This is a genomic window from Leptotrichia sp. oral taxon 879 str. F0557, from assembly GCF_000469385.1.
Classification (GTDB): domain Bacteria; phylum Fusobacteriota; class Fusobacteriia; order Fusobacteriales; family Leptotrichiaceae; genus Leptotrichia; species Leptotrichia mesophila.
This window is the reverse complement of record NZ_KI271351.1, coordinates 40,085-59,314: the sequence shown is the minus strand read 5'-3', so window position 1 is coordinate 59,314 and position 19,230 is coordinate 40,085. Positions and strand designations below refer to the sequence as shown.

The following is a 19,230-nucleotide window of genomic DNA, read 5'->3' as shown; positions in this document are numbered from 1 at the left end:
TTATAATATGTATGGAGGTAAAATGATAGAAAAAATAAAACATGAGAAATACAAGATTTTAAAAAGAAATATTATTGAAGATTCTGATTTTACAAAGGAAACAATGTTTATTCTGATTTGTGCAATGATTATAGCTTCAATAGGATTAAATACAAATTCTGTTGCAGTAATTATTGGAGCAATGTTGATTTCTCCACTAATGTCACCAATTCAGTCGCTAGGATTGGGATTATCAAATGGAAATTTAAAAAGAGTTTATGTATCACTTTTTAGATTGGGAATTTTTATATTAATAAGTGTAGTAAGTTCCACTTTTTATTTTTTAGTAAGCCCTATAAATGATGCAACACCACAGATACTAGCAAGAACTTATCCTACTTTATGGGACGTTTTAATCGCAATTTTTGGTGGAATTGCAGGAGTAATTGGAAAAACTGAAGAAGATGGTGGAAATGTAGTTCCTGGAGTAGCTATTGCAACAGCATTAATGCCTCCTTTGTGTGTAGTAGGATTTGGGATTGCTCATGGGAATCCGAAAATTTTTCTTGGAGCAGGATATTTGTTTATAATAAATGTATTTTTTATAATGATAGCAACATTAGTTGGTTTGATAGTTTATTCTGGAAATATTTTTGAAGCAAGAAATAAAATTTCAATAAAAAAACAAATAATATTTTATATAGTAAGTTTAATCATAATTATTCCAAGTATATATACAGCAACAACTTTAGTTCAAGATACAGCGAGAGAAAATTCATTAAAAAAATTTATTTCAAAGGAATTAAAAACTCATTATGTTTTTGATAATTCTATTAATAAAAAAGATAAAACTGTTACTTTAAAAATTGTAGGAGATGCCTTTAAAAAACAGGATATTGAGAAATTAGAAAAAAAACTGGAAAAATATAAATTGAAAAACTATAAATTAAAAATACAGCAGTTATCCAATGAAAAGTATTTAACAGCACAGGACTTATCAAAATATCTGAACGAAGAAAAAATAAAAGAAAATGCTGAAGATGTTTCATTACCGATTGAAAATAAAAATCAAGAAATTTTGGAGAATGATTTAAAAACTGTTGAAAATATTTTATATAAAAATTTTTCAAATAATATTAGCGAAGTTAAAATTGGAAAATTGATAGATGCAAATAATAATGAGAACTTTGTTGTTTTAGTTGTTGGGAATGAAACAATGACAGATGAAATTTCTGAAAAAATAAAAAATCTTGAATTTGATACTGAGAAAAAATATCAAATTATTATTGAAAAAAATAAGCAAGAAAAAGTTAATACATTATCTGAAGAGAATCAAAAATAAATTTTTGAAAAATTAAAGTAACAGAAATTCAATAAAAGTTAGAAAAAAATAAAAAATCTTGTGAATAAATGGAAAAAACATATTAAAGCCTTGACAAATGGCTTTATATTTATTATAATAGTTTGTATAAATGTGAAAAAATTATGATTTTTTATAATTATTTTTACAATATTGAATAAAGAAATTAATAATATAAAAATTAGAAAGGAGTCGATAAATAATGGCAGTACCTAAGAAAAGAACTTCTAAAGCAAAAAGAAATATGAGAAGATCACATGATTCTATCAAAGCTCCAAACATTGTTGTAGAAGCTGATGGATCAATAAGAAGACCACACAGATTAAACTTAGAAACAGGAGTCTACAGAGGTAGACAAGTGTTAGCAGGTAACGAAGCAGCTGATGCTGAATAGTTTGTTGAAGCAGGATTTATGTCTTGCTTTTTTTTTGATTTTATTATTTTTCAATTTGAATGTTTTTAGTTGTATTTTTAATAGAATTATGATAGACTTTAGTAGATAATTTTTAAACTGAGAATTGGTATAAAATTATAAAGAAATAAAAAAGATAGAGAAAAAATAAAATCTGAGGTGAGATATGAAAGTTGGAATTTTAGGAACAGGATCTTATGTGCCTGAAAAGATAATGACAAATGATGATTTGGCAAAAATTGTGGATACAAATGATGAGTGGATAACAGTTAGAACTGGTATCAAAGAAAGAAGAATTATAGATGAGAATGAAGGAACATCAGATTTGGCGTTTAGGGCTGCACAAAAAGCAATTGAGGATGCAGGAATTGATAAAAATGAAATTGACTTAATTATTGTTGCAACTATGACATCTGATTATGGAACTCCATCAACTGCCGCACTTGTTCAGGATAAATTGGGAATAAATGCAGCAGCATTTGACTTGAGTGCAGCTTGTACTGGGTTTGTTTACGCTTACTCTGCTGGACATAGTTTTGTTAAAGCTGGGATTTATAAGAAAGTGTTAGTTATCGGTGCAGAAGCAATGTCAAGAGTAATTGACTGGACTGACAGGGGAACTTGTATTTTATTTGGAGATGGTGCAGGAGCTGTTGTACTTGGAGAAGTGGAAAATGGAGGATATTTAGCGAGCCATCTTGTAGCTGATGGTTCTGGAGCATGTGAATTATTAGTGCCTGCAGGAGGTACTAAAGAGCCTGTATCTAAAGAAAAAATTGATAATAAAGATATTTATCTGAAAATGAATGGAAGAGAAATATTTAAATTTGCAGTAAGGGTTTTCCCAGAAACTGTAGAAGATGTATTGGCTCAGGTTGGAATAACTGCTGATGATGTTGATTTATTTATTCCACATCAGGCAAATATCAGAATTATTGAGTCAATTGCAAAAAGATTTAATCAGCCACTTGATAAATTTTTTGTAAATTTGGACAAATATGGAAATACTTCGGCTGGATCAATTCCGATAGCACTTGATGAGGCAATAAAGGAAGGAAAACTTAAGAAGGGTGATAAGTTTGTTGCTACTGGATTTGGTGGTGGACTGACTTATGGTTCGATTTTGGTAGAAATTTCAAAATAGTTGTAAAATAATTAGAAATTGAGTTTTTTGTAGAAAAGCTAGAATAATACAAAAAGATAAATTTGAAAAATAGATTGATGTGATTTTATGAATAAAAATAAAAAATTATAGGAGGAAAATTATGAATTCAAAAATATTTTGGGGATTGGTAATAATTGTTTTAAGTTTGTTTAAATTTATACCTGAGGATATTATGAAATATATTGTAAACTATCAGGTTGTAATGATTCTTGTGGGAGGTTATTTTCTTATTAAGAAGAAAAAACATGGTTGGATTTTCTTGATTGTAGGAATATATTTATATGTTACTCAATATGTATGGGAAGACTTGCCATTATTTATAGTTCCATTAATTTTAGGGCTACTTGTCTTTGGACTTGGTGTAAAGGAAATTACTGATAAAAATAAACTAACTAAATTTAGCAGCAAAGACATTAAAGAATCAAAAAATGAAGAAATAGTAGATGCAGAAGAAGTAAAAAAATAAATACAATGAATATTTATTTAAAATCACTTGAATTTTTTCAAAATTAAAATAATAAATTAGTGAATTTTAAGATTTAAGTAAAATTAAAATGAATAATTTTATTATAAAAAATATGAAAATAAGAGGAGAACTTTATGTCAAAAATTGCTTTTGTATTCCCAGGACAAGGGACTCAGTATGCTGGGATGGGAAAAAAGTTGTATGATGAAGTGAATGATGATAATAAAAAATTAATTGATGAGATTTTTAAAAATAATGAAGATATAAAAAGAGTTATTTTTGAGGGAACAGATGAGGAGCTAAAAAATACAAAATATGCACAGCCTGCAATCGCACTATTTTCGGTTGTTTTAACAAAATTATTGAAAGAAAAAGGTATAAACGCTGATTTTGTGGCTGGACATAGTTTGGGAGAGTACAGTTCCTTATATGCGGCTGGAGTTTTAAATGAAATTGATACATTAAAATTGATTTCAAAAAGAGGGGAAATAATGAGCAGTGCCAATATTGACGGTGGAATGGCTGCAATATTGGGGCTTAGTGCAGAAGATGTGGAAAAGATATGTGGTGAAATTGATGGAATTGTGGAGGCAGTAAACTATAATGAGCCAAAACAGACAGTTATTGCTGGAGAGAAAGAAGTAATTGAAAAAAATCTTGAACTGTTTAAGGAAAAAGGAGCAAGAAGAGCATTGCCTTTAGCAGTTTCAGGACCTTTCCATTCATCATTAATGAAACCTGTTGCAGAAATTTTGAAAAAAGAATTTGAAAACTACACTTGGAATAATCCAGCAACTCCGATTATTGCAAATACCACAGCAAATGTTTTAAATTCTGCTGATGAAATCCAAAATGAATTATACAGCCAAACATTTGGACCAGTAAAATGGGTAGACACAATAAATAAACTAGCTGAAAATGGAGTTACAAAAATCTATGAAATCGGACCTGGAAAGGTATTGGCAGGACTAATTAAGAAAATTAATAAAGAAATTGAAGTTATTAATATTGAAAATGTTGAAAATTTATCAGATTTAATAGATTAATAAACATTTTTTCTTTTAGAAAAATTTTGTTTTGAAAATATAAAAAAATTAAAATTTTAAAAATAAGAAAAGGGTGAAAAAGACTGACTTGGAAGTAAATTTCTAGGTACAGTCTTTTTTTATGTAAAAAACTATAATTTATAAAAAATTAATTAATTTTTAAAATAATTTAATTTATATATTGACTTTTATTTAAAAATATAGTATAAATTATTAAATAAAAATTAATAAAAAGAGGTGGGTAATTATGGATAAGGTTTCAAAAAAAGAAAAGAGTAAAATTGAAAAAATGAAAAGAAGGGAAGAAAACAAAGGATTAAAGGAAAGGGAAAAAGGGTTTACACTCGTAGAGGTAATACTGGTAGTAGCGATTATTACGATAATATCGGCAATTGCAGTGCCACAAGTTGGTAAGTATTTGAATAAGGCGAATAGAAGCAAGATAATTGGAGCAGTTGCGGAACTTAATAATACTACAACTTCTTGGAGCATTGATCATGGTGGAGATGCACCTAAGAACTTACAGGATATTTTAACAGAGCATGGAAATCTCAATAAACTTGGAATTGGGCTGGACAGCAACGGAAAATTTAAGATTGGAAACATTGAAGGAAATGTAGTTTATCAGGATGGAGAGGTTTTTGCCAAAGTATCTGCAGGAAGTAAGGCTTTTGCGGGGGAAGAAATTAGGAAATAATGAATATTGTATTTGAAATTGTAAAATATTGTATTTTTTTTAGAATTATCTGGATTGATTTGAAAAAAAGGATTATTCCTGAAGAAAGTTTTGTTATTTTACTTGTATTAGGATTTATATTAGCAATTGAAAATACCAATTTAGAAAGTTATTATCTGGGAATTTGTGTTTATTCAATGCCAATGATAGTACTTTATATTTTAGAAGATTATTTTGGAAAAACGCTGATAGGCTTTGGGGATGTGAAGCTGATGATGGGGATTGGCGGTATTTTGGGATATTTTGGAGTGGAGAAGATTGTAAATTTTTATATGATTTTGTATATTTTTTCTGGAATAGTTGCTTTTTTATTTTTATTTCTAAAAAAGTGGAAAAAGTATGAATATATTCCATTTGCACCGTTTATAATCATAAGTTATGTAATTTTTGAGATTTTTGGAAAATAAAAGTTGGGGAAAATATGAGAAAGAATAGGGGAGAAACTTTAATTGAGAGTTTAATTTCGATGTTTTTTGTAACAGTTATCATTGTACCAGTTGCAAATTTATTTTTACAGACATTTAAAACGGATATCAAAGTCGATAATTTAAATGAAAAGAATGTAAATATTGAAAATATGGCTGAAATATTAAAGGCAAAAAAATATAATGAAATTGTAAATTTTATTGGAAAATATGAGATTTCAAAAGTAGATGATTTTTATAATAGATTTGCAATTGAGAAAAAATATCAATTTTTGAAAAAATTGGAACAAAAACTAGATAAAAAGGGAAAGTTTCAGGAAGATAAAATAAATTTGGAAATAAAAAAGGCGGATGGGTATTTTATGAATGAGTTTGGACAGAAAGAATATATTTTTGAAATAAATATTGATAAAATAAAGGATTATTATTTTCCAAATATTGATGAAAGCAGTTAAAAAATTAGTTTGCAGGAGGAAAATAAATGAAAAAAAGAGAAGGATATTTATTAGTCGAAATATTATTAAGTATGTTTATATTTTCTGTGCTTGTATTCGTAGTTTCTGCGTTCTTAAAACGTGTGGTTATTGTGGAAAAGGCAAAGAAGGATAATCAGAAAATGTATGAGAAAATGTATTTTTCGATGGATAAAATTGTTTTGGATATAAAGAATAGAGATATTCAAGGATTTTCTTATGAAGGAGAGAATAATAACATTTTTGTTAAAGAAAATCAAATAGTTTTTAAATTGAATGAACTATTTTACAAAATTGAATTTGATAAAGGAAAATTGTATATTTCTGATGCGGAAGATTTGAAAAAATTTGGAAGTAGAGCTGAAGTTGGAAAATTTCGTGAGGCAAGGTTTGAGAAAGTGGGGGAATTACTGATTATTAAGTTAAATAGTGATAAAAATGATAGTGTTAGGGCTGTGAGAATTTAAATTGAGGTTTTGGATAATGGGGAATAGATATTTTAGGTTATTGAAAAATATAAAACTTTGGGGGGAAAATAAGAATATAAAAAAAAGAAATGAGGGGGCTAGCCTTGTTTATGTTTTGGTAATTTTGTCAATAATTTCAGCATTTTCAATTAATTTTGCTTACTATGTGCGACAAAAAAAGGAAATGGTATTTTTAAAAAGCCAAAAGGAAAATAAGGTTGAGAAGAAATTTTTGGTACAGAAGGAAAATCAGAATGTAGAACGAATTTTGAATAAAGGGTTTTTATTTGATGGGAATACAGTTTTGTTAGATAGGAAAGAGCGGTATTTTGACAGTATTCTTAAAAAAAATGGGCAGGCTATTGAGATAAAAAATTTGATTTTTTTAGCAAAAGATACTGAAAGTGTTGGGAATTATAAGGTTAAGTCAATAAGAGACAGTAGTGATAATGAATATTACTTACCACTTGAAGAAAATAAGGTTTATAGTGAATTGAAAGTTGTTTTTGCAAGGAAAATTTTGAATGAAGAGATATTGTTTCAGGAAAAGGTAGAATTTAGGAGATTAAGTTCACTAGAAGTGGAAATGAGGGTTTTGGAATCAGGTTTTTTATAGAACTGTTCAAAATGGAATACTTAGAAATAAGATAAAATATTAAAGGGGGAGTGATGGGAGAAAAAATAAAAATATATATAAGAAGTAAAAATAAAATTTATATATATTTTAACGAAGAAATATATTTTTTTGAAAATCAGGAGCTGGAAATGGCTTTAGAATCGTTTTTTGAGGAAAATCAGATTGAAAAAAATACGAAAGTGACTGTAATTTTACATTTTTTATATTTTTTATTTAGTAATTTTGGAGAAAATGCGGAAAAATATGATAAAAAAGAAAATAATGTTGAAAAGTTAGAGAAAAAGTCTGTAAATTTGGAAGATATTTCGGAAATTTTTAAGAAAAAAATTAATTTTGTGAATAGAAAATTGGTTATAAATCATTTGGAAAATCAATTTTTAGATATTTATTTGGATAAAAGGGAGATTAATAAAGTAAAAAATTGTTTGAAAAAATCTTCTGTGGTGATTTCAGAGTTGAAAATAGATTTTGAGGCGGTTTATAATTATTATAAGGACGGAAATTTTGAAATAAATCAGAGTGAAAATTTTGAAAATGAAAATAATTTTTTGAAAAATGAAGAAAATTTTCAGAATGTGATAGGAAATTTTGAAAGTGTCCAGAAAACAGGAATTATTGAAAATTCAGATATTGATAGAAATTTTGGTGAAATAGAGGAAATTGATATAAATGAAGAGAGTAGCGATAATCAAGGGATTTTTAGCAATGGTGTAAAGTCAGGGAATAAAAGCGATAGAATAGAGATTTTGCAGATTGGGGAAGAAAATAGCCTTAGAATTTTAATTGTGGATGAGAAAATTGCTGAAGTGGAAAAAATTGAGCTGAAAACTGAGGATGTGGATGATGTTGAAAACTTTGATTTTGGAGATATGAAAGTTGTTGGAAGTGGAGAAAATGATGTAAAAGTTATATTTGCAGGGGCTGAACTTTCGGATAGTCCTGATTTTGTGAATAAAACGGCAATTTTTGATAAAGAGAGCGTAAAAAATATAAAATTTTCTGATGTTGTTATTGCTGGAATTTGTATCATTGCGTATTTTTGGATTTATAATTCAATTCCACTTCAGAAAAAAACTGTTGAAAATGAAATTATTCAGAAGGAGATAAAATCGCTGGAAAAGGATTATTTAAATAAGAAGGCAGAGGAAATTCCAGATTATTCAAAGGAGCTTGCCACACTTCGTGAAATTGATGAAGGGATAAAAAGGAGAGAATATTATTCGGTTATAAAATTTTTGGTTGAAAATAGTAAAAATGGTATTGGTTATACGAAAATTAATTATGAGAATACAAAGTGGACTGTACAGGGGGAGATGGAGAATTTTAATAATTTTGAGAGATTTGAAAGTAATATTTTGAGAAAATATCCGAGCTCTGAATTGGGGTATTTGAAGGATAATGACACTGCAACGGTTTTTGAGTATGTACTTGAACCATTTTAAATTGATAAGTATTAAATAGTTTAAGCCAAATGGTCAAAAATGTTTAAGTTTTACTGCGTGATTAAACTTTTTAATAGAATAAAGATATATAGGAAGAAATAGGATGATAAAATTAAATTTGAAGATATTGATACTTGTGGCTGGAGTTGTTTTTATGCTGATAAGTATTAACAAAAAGTATGGGAAATATAAAGAGGTTTTGAATAATAGAAAGATTTTGATTGAGAATAAAAGGAATCTGGAAAGTAAGATTGTAGATGTAGTGGAGGAGAAAAAGTCAGAACGTGAAAGAATTATAGGCGAATACAATCAAATATTGGCATTGACTCAAAGATTGTCGTTTTTGTCAATAAAAAATGAATCTGAATTTAAAAAGATGATTTATGTGTTTTCGCATGACAGCGGGCTTAAAATGAAGGAAATCTCAAAGTCGGAAAATGTGTGGGAACGTAATGGATACAGACTTAAATATATTCATTTTACAATGTATGGAAGCCTTAATGATTTTGGGAAGTTTATTTATTTTGTGAATAAAAGCAGAAAATATATTGATACTTCCAAAATGTTTATGGAACTCACAAGCGATGGATTTAAAATTTCGCTTGGTTTTATAGAGAAAGTTACAGAAAAAAAGAAAATTAATGCTGAAAATAAAGGGAAAATTGCATAAATCACATATTTGAAAGTGGGGATTAGAATTTTGAAAAAAAAGAGAAGTTACAGATTGTTAATTGTTTGCTTTTTGGCTTTTTTGTTTGCTTTGAGTAATATTTTTGGAGCGAAAACGGCTGATTATGTGAATAAGAGCGATGTGGAAAATGCTAAAAAAATATTTATTTATGAAGTTCCGAAGAAAGTGCAGGCTGAAAAAAAGGAAAATAGCAATAATAAGGGGAAAAACAGTAATAACCAGGATAATAAAAATAATAATCCTGTAACTAAAAAAGAGGAAAATAAGAATCAGGGACAGAATCAGAATAATGCACAGCAGACTGTAAAGGAAGTTAAAAAGAAAACTGGGGAAGTTGACCTGGAGTACAGAAATGTAAAGGATATTACCGAGGCACTTAATGGATTTTTTGGATTTGAAGTTATTGGAATTGATAATAAAGTAATTTTTAGTGGAGATGAGAATAAAGTTGAGGAGATGAAAAGGATTATAAAGTCGCTGGATAAGGAAAAGGAGCAGATTATAATAAAGGGAACTATAATTGATACAAGTTCAAATCTGTTTGAGCGGCTTGGAATCGACTGGAGCATAAATAGTAATAATTCTAATGCGACTAAGGATAATCTAGTAGCAAAATTTTTGAATGGAGAAGTTTCGATTGCGTCAATTTTTTCAAAAGGAGGACGATTTTTAGGAATAGATTTTAATTTGCTGAAGGAAAATGGAGATATACGGATTGAGGCTATGCCGACACTTATGATTATGGAAAATGAGGAAGGAGAATTAAAGGTTACAGAGGAAGTTCTTGTTGGAGAAAAAAAGACTACAAAGAAAGATACAGAATATGTAGAGCCAATTTTTTCTGAAGCAGGTATAGTCTTTAGGATAAATCCTGAAATTAGAAAAATTAATGGAATAAAGAAAATTCTGCTTAAAATTGATACAGAAATAAGCAACTTTAAGCTAACTTCAAGTTATAATGCGTCTTCTGGAGCTAAACAAAAGAATCAGACAAAAACAACAATTACGTTGAATAACGGCGGCTCAACTTTTATTGGAGGATTAAAGCAGGATGTGAGCAAAGAAACGATAAGAAGAGTGCCAGTATTATCAAAAATTCCTATAATTGGACCGCTATTTAAGTATCGACGTACTAATAGGGAAATGCGGGATATTTACATTGAAATTGAAGCAGTAATTCAAGATAAAACTTAATAAAAAAATAATCATTTTAAATTTTTTTCAGTTCAAATGAAAAACTTTACAAATTATACTGCAAATTTCCAAAATATGTAGTATAATACTAAATAAAGATTTAAAATTAAAAATATAATTGAAAATTTTAAATTAATGAATTTGAATTAAGGAAAGGAAAAAGATGATTTCAATTCAAAGGCTTGAAGAAATAATAAAAAAATTTAACAGTGTTAGGATTGCTGTAATTGGTGATATGATGCTGGATGAGTACCTAATTGGGAAAGTTAACAGGATTTCTCCAGAGGCACCTGTTCCGATTGTGAATATTGAAGAAGAAAGATTTGTATTAGGAGGAGCTTCAAATGTAGCAAATAACTTGACTTCGCTTGAAGCAAAAGTTTTTGTTTACGGAGTAATTGGTAATGATGCAAATGGAGAAAAATTTATAAAGGAACTTGAAGATAAAAACGTTAATCCTGTTGGAATTGTGAAGGATGAAACACGTCCAACAATTATTAAAAGCAGAGTTTTGTCACAAGGTCAACAGTTACTTAGATTGGATTGGGAAAAGGATACTGATATTTCAGAAGATATTCAAAATCAACTTTTGGAAAATTTTGAAAAAAATATTGAAAATATTGATGCGGTACTGATTTCTGACTACAATAAGGGGCTTCTTACAAAATATTTATCAGAAAAAGTAATAGAGATAGCAAAGAAACATAATAAAAAAGTAATGGTTGATCCAAAGCCGCAAAATTTTAAAAATTATGTTGGAGCAACTTCAATGACACCAAATAGAAAAGAAATTTTGGATTATTTTGGAATGAAAAAATTTACGAGTGAGGAAGAAATTGCTGAAAAAATGGCTCAATTAAAGGATGATTTAAAACTAGACAATGTTGTACTTACTCGGAGTGAAGAGGGAGTTTCGTTATTTAGAACAAAACATAAGAGGATACCAACTGTAGCAAGGGAAGTTTATGATGTTACAGGGGCTGGAGACACCTTTATATCGACATTTTTACTTTCAATATGTGCTGGAGCGGATTTATATGAGGCTGGGGTAATTGCGAATATGGCATCTGGAATTGTAGTAGCAAAAATAGGAACGGCTACTGCAACGCAAGATGAAATAATAGAATTTTACAAGGATAATGACAATATATTAAAAAATATATAAAAATGAAATGTTATTTGATTTAAAGATGTTATAAAATAATAAAATAAAAATACAAATAAGAATTTAAAAAGAAAAGGAAGTGAAATTATGGCAATTATTGCAGCAGTTGAAGCTGGGGGAACAAAATTTATATGTGGATTGGGAACTGAAGATGGGAAAATCATTGATAGAATAAATATTCCAACTACAACTCCTGAGGAAACAATGGCACAAGTTATTGAATATTTTAAAGACAAGGAATTTGATGTAATGGGTATTGGGAGCTTTGGACCGATTGATCCTGTAAAAGGTTCTAAAACTTACGGATATATTACAAAAACGCCAAAACCTCACTGGAGTGATTACAATTTAATTGGAGAATTGAAAAAACATTATGATGTTCCAATGGAATTTGATACAGATGTGAACGGAGCAGCACTTGCAGAAAGCTGGTGGGGTGCTGGAAAAAATCTTAAAAATGTTATGTATATTACTGTTGGAACTGGAATTGGGGCTGGAGCAGTTGTTGATGGGAAAATGCTTCAAGGTTTGACTCACCCTGAAATGGGACACATATTCTTGAAAAGACATAAAGATGATAAATTTGAAGGAAGATGCCCTTTTCATAAGGACTGTATGGAAGGAATGGCGGCAGGGCCTGCAATAGAGGACAGATGGGGTAAAAAGGGATTTGAACTTGCTGATAGAGATGAAGTTTGGGACATGGAAGCATATTACTTGGCTCAGGCTGTTGTGAATTACACTTTAATTTTATCGCCACAAAAAATAATTATGGGTGGAGGAGTTATGAAACAGCAGCAATTGTTCCCATTAATTAGAAAATATGTACTGGAATTTTTAAACGGTTATGTTCAAAAAGAGGAAATTTTAGAAAAAATTAAAGATTATGTTGTTTATCCAGGGCTTGGAGATGAAGCTGGATTTATCGGATCGATTGCATTGGGAAAAATTGCATTGGAAAACAGTAAAAAATAATGATTGATTTGTAATTAATCAAGGGGGAGGGATTAATTAAAATGATAAATATTGTAAAGAATAATAAAAGTGGAATTAATGAAAAAGAATTGTTATCATTTACTAAAAGTGTATATTATTTATTAAATGGTAAAATTTCACTAATTGATACGCTTGGAATTGTTGCACAGAATTATAGCGGAGATTTGAAAAGTAAGATAATTGTTACAAAACAGCAAATTGAAAAGGGAGTTCCTCTTCATAGGGCTTTTTCAAAGATTACTATGAATAAGGAATTTATGGAAATGATAAAAATTGGGGAAGAAACTGGAAATTTGGAAATAGTCTTTAAGAATCTGTATGAAAAATACGAGTTTAATCAGAAAATAAAAAAAGATGTGAAAAATTTGAGCATTTATCCAGTAACAGTTATAGTTACAGCATTAGTAATTGTGTTTATATTGTTAAAGTTTGTTGTACCTAAATTTGTCCTAATTTATTCTGACATTGGGCAGGAATTGCCAAAAATTACGCAAATTGTAATAAATATTAGTAAAATAACGGATAAATATGGTGTCTTTATTTTAATTGCCATAATTTTTTTAATTTTTGGATTAAAGAATTGGAAAGAAAAAAATGAAAAGAATTTTGAAAAAATTTTTTTAAAAACAAAAATGATTGGGCAAATGTATAAAAATATTTGCATATTGAATTTTACTAGAAATATGTATTCTTTGACAGATGCCAATGTTCCATTGATTCAATCCCTAAAAATGTGTACAAATTCCAAAAGTTATATTTTAAATGAGGAACTGAAAAAAATTATTTTGAAAATAGAAAAGGGTGAGAGTATTCAAAAATCCTTTAAAAATACGACTTTTTTTGATAATGAATACGTAAGTTTCCTTGCAATTGGAGAAAAGACCGGCGAAATGAAAATATCATTTTTTAATTTGAATGAAATTTATTACGAAAAAGTTAGCGAGAAAATAAAATGGTTTTTGAAAATGTTTGAGCCGCTTTCGATAATTTTTATTGGAATAATTATTGGGCTTATTGTATTTTCAGTTATGCTGCCTATTTTTAAAATGGGAGAAATGCTGTAAATATTAAATGAAAAATATGAAAGATTAAAGTTGGAAATTAGAATTTTAGATTTAACACAAATAATGATATTCTTTGTTAAAATACAGGATTTATTACGAACTATTCTAATAAAGGGGAGACAGGGCTTTTATTATAAGTAAATAAAATAAATATAACATATGTTTTTAAAAATAGGAATAAATTGTTTGGTTTATCTAAAATAATTTGGATTATAATAAAGATAGTTTAAAATAAGTATGCTGTTTAAATTTTACAGATTTAATTTTAAATGGATGTCAATATACAATAAAAGAAAAAAGGGAAATTTATGATAGAAAATTTTATAGAAGCATCGAAATATGCACAGAATTTGTTTAAAATAAAGAATGAAATTATACAGAAGATAAAGAACGAAAGTTTGGAACAAAATGTACCAATTATTACAGATGAAGTGCTAAATTATATGATTTTTACAGCTAGAAATATTAAAGCTGAAAATATTTTGGAAATTGGAACTGCAACAGGATACTCAGGACTATTTTTGGCACAAATCGCTAATGAAAATGGCGGTTTTTTGACAACAATGGAAATTGATGAAATTCGTTATGGAAAAGCTGTGGAAAATTTCAAGAAACTTGGATTATTCGAAAAGAATAAGATGATTTTTGGAGATGCTTTGGAAGAAATTCCGAAACTTGATAAGAATGTGAAATATGATTTTATTTTTATTGATGCATCGAAAGGTCAGTATTTGAAGTTTTTTGAAATGAGTTATAAACTTCTCAATGAAAATGGAATTATTTTTATTGATAATCTAATGTTTCGTGGACTGGTTGCAACAGATAAGGAAGAAATTCCGAAAAGATATAAGACAATTGTAAAAAGGCTTAAAGAATTTATAGAAAAATTGAATGAAGAGTATAATTTTGTATTGCTTCCGTTTGGAGATGGAGTTGGGATAGTAAAAAAATAAATACTTATTATTTGATAAAATTAAAATAAAAATGTGTAAAAAGTAATGGAGTATTTATAGCTACATATAACTTATTGCTTTTATTTTAAACTGGAATTGTTATAAAGTAATTTTAATATAATACAATTTTGTAAATACGGGAAAGAGAAGTGAGAGGAAATGAAATTTCTTTTGTATAATATTCGATATGGAACAGGAAAGTATCTGAATCAGCCGTTTAAACATATACGGGGGTATTTGGGACGCTCTGTAAGGCATATTTATCGGATTGGGAAATTTATTAATAAATATAAGCCTGATATTGTGGGACTTGTAGAAGTTGATCTTGGTTCATTTAGAATGTACAGTAGAAATCAGGCTACACTTCTTGGAAGAATTACTAGAAATAATAATGTCTATCAGTACAAATACGAGGAAGATTCCAACTATATGAAATTTCCGATGGTAAGAAAGCAAGGAAATGCGTTACTTTCTAAAAAACCTGTTTTACGGGAAGAATTTCATTATCTGGATATTGGAATGAAAAAATTGATTATTGAGGTGGAAACAAAAGATGTAGTAGTGTTTCTAGTTCATTTGGCACTTGGTGGAAAAACAAGACAGAAACAGATTGTGCAGCTTTATAATTTTGTGAAAAACTGTAAAAAGCCAGTAATAGTTGCTGGAGATTTTAATGTGTTCTGGGGAGAAGAGGAAATTGAGATGTTTTTACAGGCTTCTAATCTGCAAAATATAAACATAAGGAAAGAGCCAACTTTTCCGAGCTGGAATCCAAAGCGGGAACTTGATTTTATACTTTGTTCAAAGGAAATAAAAGTAAAAAGTTATGAAGTTATACAAACTCAGCTTTCAGATCATTTGCCAATATTAGTTGATTTTGAAATTGTAAAATAAAAAATTATAAAAGCTAAAGAATTAATTTTATTAATGATATTATTTAAAATTTATATATTTAATATATTGATTTTGTATTATTTTTCTGCTATAATAGATTTATCAAAAAACAAATTAAAATGATAGGAGGAAAAGATTATGAAAATGATAAGAAGGATAAGGGATAATAAATTTACACAATTAAATTATAAACCCTTGTCAGATGGTGTATAATCATTTTTATAATGGATTCCTATTTTACATAAAAATTTTACTTTTGCCAATGACTTTTGGGTTGTTGGCTCTTTGTTTTTGTATATAATTTGTATAATTTTATTTAGAGCCTGTAAAAAGGGCTTTTTTTTATAAAAAAATGCAGGGAGATGGTAATTATGATAAAAGTTGGAATTATTGGAGCGACTGGATATGCTGGGCAGCAGCTTGTATGGATATTGAATAATCATAAAGAAGTGGAGATTGAATTTATTTCTTCATATTCAAATACTGGGGAGAATATAGGCGAAGTGTATGCAAATTATAAAAAATATTTTGAGAAGAAATTAATTTCGCAGGAAGAGGCTGAGGAAAATTTTGGAAAAATTGATGTACTGTTTTTGGCATTGCCGCATGGATTGTCGGAAAAGATGGCTAAGAAGGCGCTCGAAAATAATGTAAAAGTTTTTGACTTAGGAGCAGATTTCAGGCTGGATGACTTGGAAACTTATGAAAAATGGTATGATGTTAAGCATGAGTTTCCTGAAATTAATCAGAGTGCAGTTTATGGCTTGCCTGAGCTGAATAGGGGAAGAATAAAGGAAAGTCAAGTTGTTGCCTGTCCTGGGTGTTATCCGACATCGGCGATACTGGGAGCGGCGCCGCTTTTAAAAAATAAAGTTGTAAAAACGGATAAAATAATAATTGATTCAAAATCTGGAGTTTCAGGAGCAGGGAGAAGTGCCAAAATAGATACGATTTTTACAGAAGTAAATGAAAATTTTAAGGCTTATGGAGTTTTAAAGCATAGACATACGCCTGAAATAAAGCAGGAAATGGATAAATTATCAGAAAGCGATATGAATGTAGTGTTTACTCCACATTTATTACCGATAAATAGAGGGCTTCTTTCAACAATTTATTTGGAAGTGAATGAAAAATGGAAGGAAAGCTTGACAGAAGAAAAAATTTATGAAATTTATAATGATTTTTATAAAAATGAGTATTTTATAAGAGTTACTGAAAATTTGCCTGAGATAAAAAATGTGAAAAATAGCAATATTTGTGAAATTGGTGTCCGTTATGACTCAAAAACTGGAAATATTGTTGTAATTTCTGCGATTGACAACCTCATAAAAGGTGCAGGAGGGCAAGCTGTTCAAAGTATGAATATTATGTTTGAGCTTGAAGAAAATATGGGGCTGGAATTTTTATCAATGTATATTTAATTTTTAAAAGGAGTGATTTTTATGAAAATAATAAAAGATGGGACAATTACTAATGTTAAAGGGATAAAGGCGGCAGGAATATCGGCACAGTTGAAAAAAAGCGGGAAAAAAGACTTGGCATTGATTTATAGCGAGAAAAAGGCAGTTTCAGCTGCAGTGTTTACAAAAAATCTTGTAAAAGCGGCTCCGATTATTTTAAATATGGAAAATATAAAAAATGCAAATACACAGGCGATTATTGTAAATAGCGGGAATGCTAACTCATGTACTGGAGAAACTGGACTTGAAAATGCTAAAAAAATGACGGAAATTGCAGCAAATGAGCTGGGACTCAAAAAAGAGGAGATTTTAGTGCAGTCTACTGGAATTATTGGAGTTCAGCTGGATATGAAAAAGATAGAAACTGGAATTAGTAAAATTTGCAAGGAAATATCGGAAAATGGGGGAAATGATGCGGCAACTGCGATTATGACGACGGACACTTTTACAAAACAGATTTGTGCAGAAATTGAAATAGATGGAAAAACAGTAACAGTTGCGGGAATGGCAAAAGGTTCTGGGATGATACATCCAAATATGGCTACAATGCTGGCTTTCACAGTAACAGATGTAAATATTGAAAAATCGTTGCTGCAAAAAATATTTTCCGAAATCACAGACAGCACATTTAATATGATTTCAGTTGACGGAGATACAAGCACAAATGATATGGCTTGTGTTATTGCTAATGGAGCTTCTGAAAATAAAAAAATTGTAGATGAAAATTCTGAAGGATACAGCAAATTTAAAGAGGCACTTTATTTTGTGAATCAGGAGCTAGCAAAGCTGATTGCAAAAGACGGGGAAGGGGCGACAAAATTAATTGAAGTTACTGTAACTGGGGCAAAAAGTAAAAAAGACGCACAAAAAGTTGCAAAATCAGTAATAACTTCAAGCCTTTTCAAAGCGGCTGTATTTGGGGAAGATCCAAACTGGGGAAGAATCCTTTGTGCTGTAGGTTATTCTGAAGCAGAACTTATTGTTGATAAAATAAATATTTTTCTCGGAAATGATATTAATACTTTACAAAAAAGAGTCCAAGTTGCAAAAAATGGTATGGGAATAGAATTTGACAACGAAAAGGCTGTTAAAATTTTGAAAAATGAAAAAGTTGAAATTTTGATTGAACTGAATGATGGAGAGTTTTCTTCGACTGCGTGGGGATGTGACTTGAGTTATGATTATGTGAAAATAAATGCGGAGTACCATACTTAATAATTTTTATAATTTTGAGAATTATTTGTTTGTTAGATTTTTTAAGATAGTTAATTTTTTTTAAAAATTAAAGAAATGAGAAAATTTTGATAAAAAGAAAGGGAAAATATGATTTCAAATTTAGATAAAGCAAAAATTTTGGTAAAAGCGTTGCCATTTATAAAAAAGTATCATAATAAAACGATTGTGATTAAATATGGTGGAAGTGCGATGGTCAATCCTGTTGCACGGGAGCAGTTTATTCAAGATATAGTTCTAATGAAATATGTTGGGATAAATCCTGTGATTGTGCATGGTGGCGGGCCTGAAATTAATGAAATGCTTCAAAAAATTGGAAAAGAGAGCAAATTTATTGATGGAAATCGTGTAACTGATGAAGAAACTGTGGAGATTGTGGAAATGGTGCTTTCTGGAAAAGTAAATAAAGGAATTGTTGCGGATATTAATAAATATGGTGGGAAAGCTATTGGACTTAGTGGAAAAGACGGGAATATGGTGTTTGTTGAGAAGAAGTTTGTTGAAGCTGATGGAGAGAAGATTGATATTGGGTTTGTTGGAGAAATTAAGGAAATTAATACGGAAGTAATAAAATTGTTGGAGTCGAATGATGTGATTCCTGTGATTTCGTCTATTGGAGTTGACAAGAATGGTCAGACATACAATATTAATGCCGATTATGTGGCAGGCGCGATTGCTGGAAAATTACAAGCAGATAGATTGATATTTTTGACAGATGTTGATGGAATTTTACTTGATTATAACAATAAACAGACGCTTATTGATGAAATTGATGTGGAAAAAGTGAATGATTTAATTGAACGAGGAATTATTAGTGGTGGAATGTTGCCTAAAGTGAATACTTGCCTAGATGCGATTGAAAATGGTGTGGAAAATGTAGTTATTTTAAATGGTAAGCTGGAACATTCATTATTATTGGAGTTGTTTACAGAAGAAGGAGCTGGAACTTTAATAAAAAAATAAATTAAATTT

At 29.1% G+C, this 19,230-nt stretch carries 21 protein-coding genes; all 21 read left to right on the top strand.

Going from position 1 to position 19,230, the window contains the following annotated elements; all coding sequences use genetic code 11:
* The first annotated feature begins 22 nt into the window (after positions 1-22).
* The 21 genes from HMPREF1552_RS10275 (at position 23) to argB (ending at position 19,221) form a co-directional block, all read left to right on the top strand.
* Positions 23-1,321 (top strand): TIGR00341 family protein, encoded by a 1,299-nt coding sequence (locus tag HMPREF1552_RS10275; protein WP_039901611.1) that lies wholly within the window; start codon positions 23-25, stop codon positions 1,319-1,321.
* A 220-nt stretch (positions 1,322-1,541) separates the two neighbouring features.
* Positions 1,542-1,733 carry a 50S ribosomal protein L32 gene (gene rpmF, locus HMPREF1552_RS10270; RefSeq protein ID WP_021745125.1) on the top strand — a complete coding sequence of 64 codons (192 nt, stop codon included), beginning with the start codon at positions 1,542-1,544 and terminating at the stop codon, positions 1,731-1,733.
* Between the two features lie 184 nt (positions 1,734-1,917).
* On the top strand, positions 1,918-2,895 hold the full coding sequence (locus HMPREF1552_RS10265; protein WP_021745124.1) for a beta-ketoacyl-ACP synthase III: 978 nt from the start codon (positions 1,918-1,920) through the stop codon (positions 2,893-2,895).
* Positions 2,896-3,016: 121 nt separating this feature from the next.
* Positions 3,017-3,382, top strand: a complete 366-nt coding sequence (locus tag HMPREF1552_RS10260) for a hypothetical protein (RefSeq protein ID WP_021745123.1) — start codon at positions 3,017-3,019, stop codon at positions 3,380-3,382.
* A gap of 134 nt (positions 3,383-3,516) precedes the next feature.
* Entirely contained in the window at positions 3,517-4,428 is a 912-nt protein-coding gene (gene fabD, locus HMPREF1552_RS10255) for an ACP S-malonyltransferase (protein WP_021745122.1), read from the top strand.
* Positions 4,429-4,675: 247 nt separating this feature from the next.
* Positions 4,676-5,125 carry a prepilin-type N-terminal cleavage/methylation domain-containing protein gene (locus tag HMPREF1552_RS10250; protein WP_021745121.1) on the top strand — a complete coding sequence of 150 codons (450 nt, stop codon included), beginning with the start codon at positions 4,676-4,678 and terminating at the stop codon, positions 5,123-5,125.
* Positions 5,125-5,571: an A24 family peptidase gene (locus HMPREF1552_RS10245; RefSeq protein WP_021745120.1), complete on the top strand. Its 447-nt coding sequence runs from the start codon at positions 5,125-5,127 to the stop codon at positions 5,569-5,571. The genes HMPREF1552_RS10250 and HMPREF1552_RS10245 overlap by 1 nt, the downstream gene beginning before the upstream one ends.
* Before the next feature lie 14 nt (positions 5,572-5,585).
* Positions 5,586-6,044 carry a prepilin-type N-terminal cleavage/methylation domain-containing protein gene (locus HMPREF1552_RS10240; RefSeq protein WP_021745119.1) on the top strand — a complete coding sequence of 153 codons (459 nt, stop codon included), beginning with the start codon at positions 5,586-5,588 and terminating at the stop codon, positions 6,042-6,044.
* A 26-nt stretch (positions 6,045-6,070) separates the two neighbouring features.
* Positions 6,071-6,529, top strand: coding sequence for a hypothetical protein (locus tag HMPREF1552_RS10235; protein ID WP_021745118.1), 459 nt, complete (start codon positions 6,071-6,073; stop codon positions 6,527-6,529).
* 16 nt (positions 6,530-6,545) lie between these two features.
* Positions 6,546-7,145, top strand: a complete 600-nt coding sequence (locus HMPREF1552_RS10230; RefSeq protein ID WP_021745117.1) for a hypothetical protein — start codon at positions 6,546-6,548, stop codon at positions 7,143-7,145.
* A 53-nt stretch (positions 7,146-7,198) separates the two neighbouring features.
* Positions 7,199-8,608 (top strand): hypothetical protein, encoded by a 1,410-nt coding sequence (locus tag HMPREF1552_RS10225; RefSeq protein WP_021745116.1) that lies wholly within the window; start codon positions 7,199-7,201, stop codon positions 8,606-8,608.
* A 103-nt stretch (positions 8,609-8,711) separates the two neighbouring features.
* Positions 8,712-9,278, top strand: a complete 567-nt coding sequence (locus tag HMPREF1552_RS10220) for a hypothetical protein (RefSeq protein WP_021745115.1) — start codon at positions 8,712-8,714, stop codon at positions 9,276-9,278.
* A 30-nt stretch (positions 9,279-9,308) separates the two neighbouring features.
* A complete protein-coding gene (locus tag HMPREF1552_RS10215) occupies positions 9,309-10,493 on the top strand; it encodes a type II secretion system protein GspD (RefSeq protein WP_039901610.1) in 1,185 nt (394 codons plus the stop codon).
* Positions 10,494-10,656: 163 nt separating this feature from the next.
* The gene (gene rfaE1 / locus HMPREF1552_RS10210) at positions 10,657-11,658 is read left to right on the top strand and encodes a D-glycero-beta-D-manno-heptose-7-phosphate kinase (RefSeq protein WP_021745113.1); all 1,002 of its coding nucleotides are present in this window, start codon (positions 10,657-10,659) and stop codon (positions 11,656-11,658) included.
* An 87-nt stretch (positions 11,659-11,745) separates the two neighbouring features.
* Positions 11,746-12,633, top strand: coding sequence for an ROK family protein (locus HMPREF1552_RS10205; protein WP_021745112.1), 888 nt, complete (start codon positions 11,746-11,748; stop codon positions 12,631-12,633).
* Positions 12,634-12,674: 41 nt separating this feature from the next.
* Positions 12,675-13,718, top strand: a complete 1,044-nt coding sequence (locus HMPREF1552_RS10200) for a type II secretion system F family protein (protein WP_021745111.1) — start codon at positions 12,675-12,677, stop codon at positions 13,716-13,718.
* Between the two features lie 308 nt (positions 13,719-14,026).
* Complete coding sequence (locus HMPREF1552_RS10195) at positions 14,027-14,671, top strand: O-methyltransferase (RefSeq protein WP_021745110.1); 645 nt, start codon at positions 14,027-14,029, stop codon at positions 14,669-14,671.
* 159 nt (positions 14,672-14,830) lie between these two features.
* Positions 14,831-15,565, top strand: a complete 735-nt coding sequence (locus tag HMPREF1552_RS10190) for an endonuclease/exonuclease/phosphatase family protein (RefSeq protein WP_021745109.1) — start codon at positions 14,831-14,833, stop codon at positions 15,563-15,565.
* Between the two features lie 371 nt (positions 15,566-15,936).
* Positions 15,937-16,986 carry an N-acetyl-gamma-glutamyl-phosphate reductase gene (gene argC, locus HMPREF1552_RS10185; protein WP_039901609.1) on the top strand — a complete coding sequence of 350 codons (1,050 nt, stop codon included), beginning with the start codon at positions 15,937-15,939 and terminating at the stop codon, positions 16,984-16,986.
* A gap of 21 nt (positions 16,987-17,007) precedes the next feature.
* Entirely contained in the window at positions 17,008-18,240 is a 1,233-nt protein-coding gene (argJ, locus tag HMPREF1552_RS10180) for a bifunctional glutamate N-acetyltransferase/amino-acid acetyltransferase ArgJ (protein WP_021745107.1), read from the top strand.
* A 108-nt stretch (positions 18,241-18,348) separates the two neighbouring features.
* The gene (gene argB, locus HMPREF1552_RS10175; protein WP_021745106.1) at positions 18,349-19,221 is read left to right on the top strand and encodes an acetylglutamate kinase; all 873 of its coding nucleotides are present in this window, start codon (positions 18,349-18,351) and stop codon (positions 19,219-19,221) included.
* Positions 19,222-19,230: the final 9 nt, after the last annotated feature.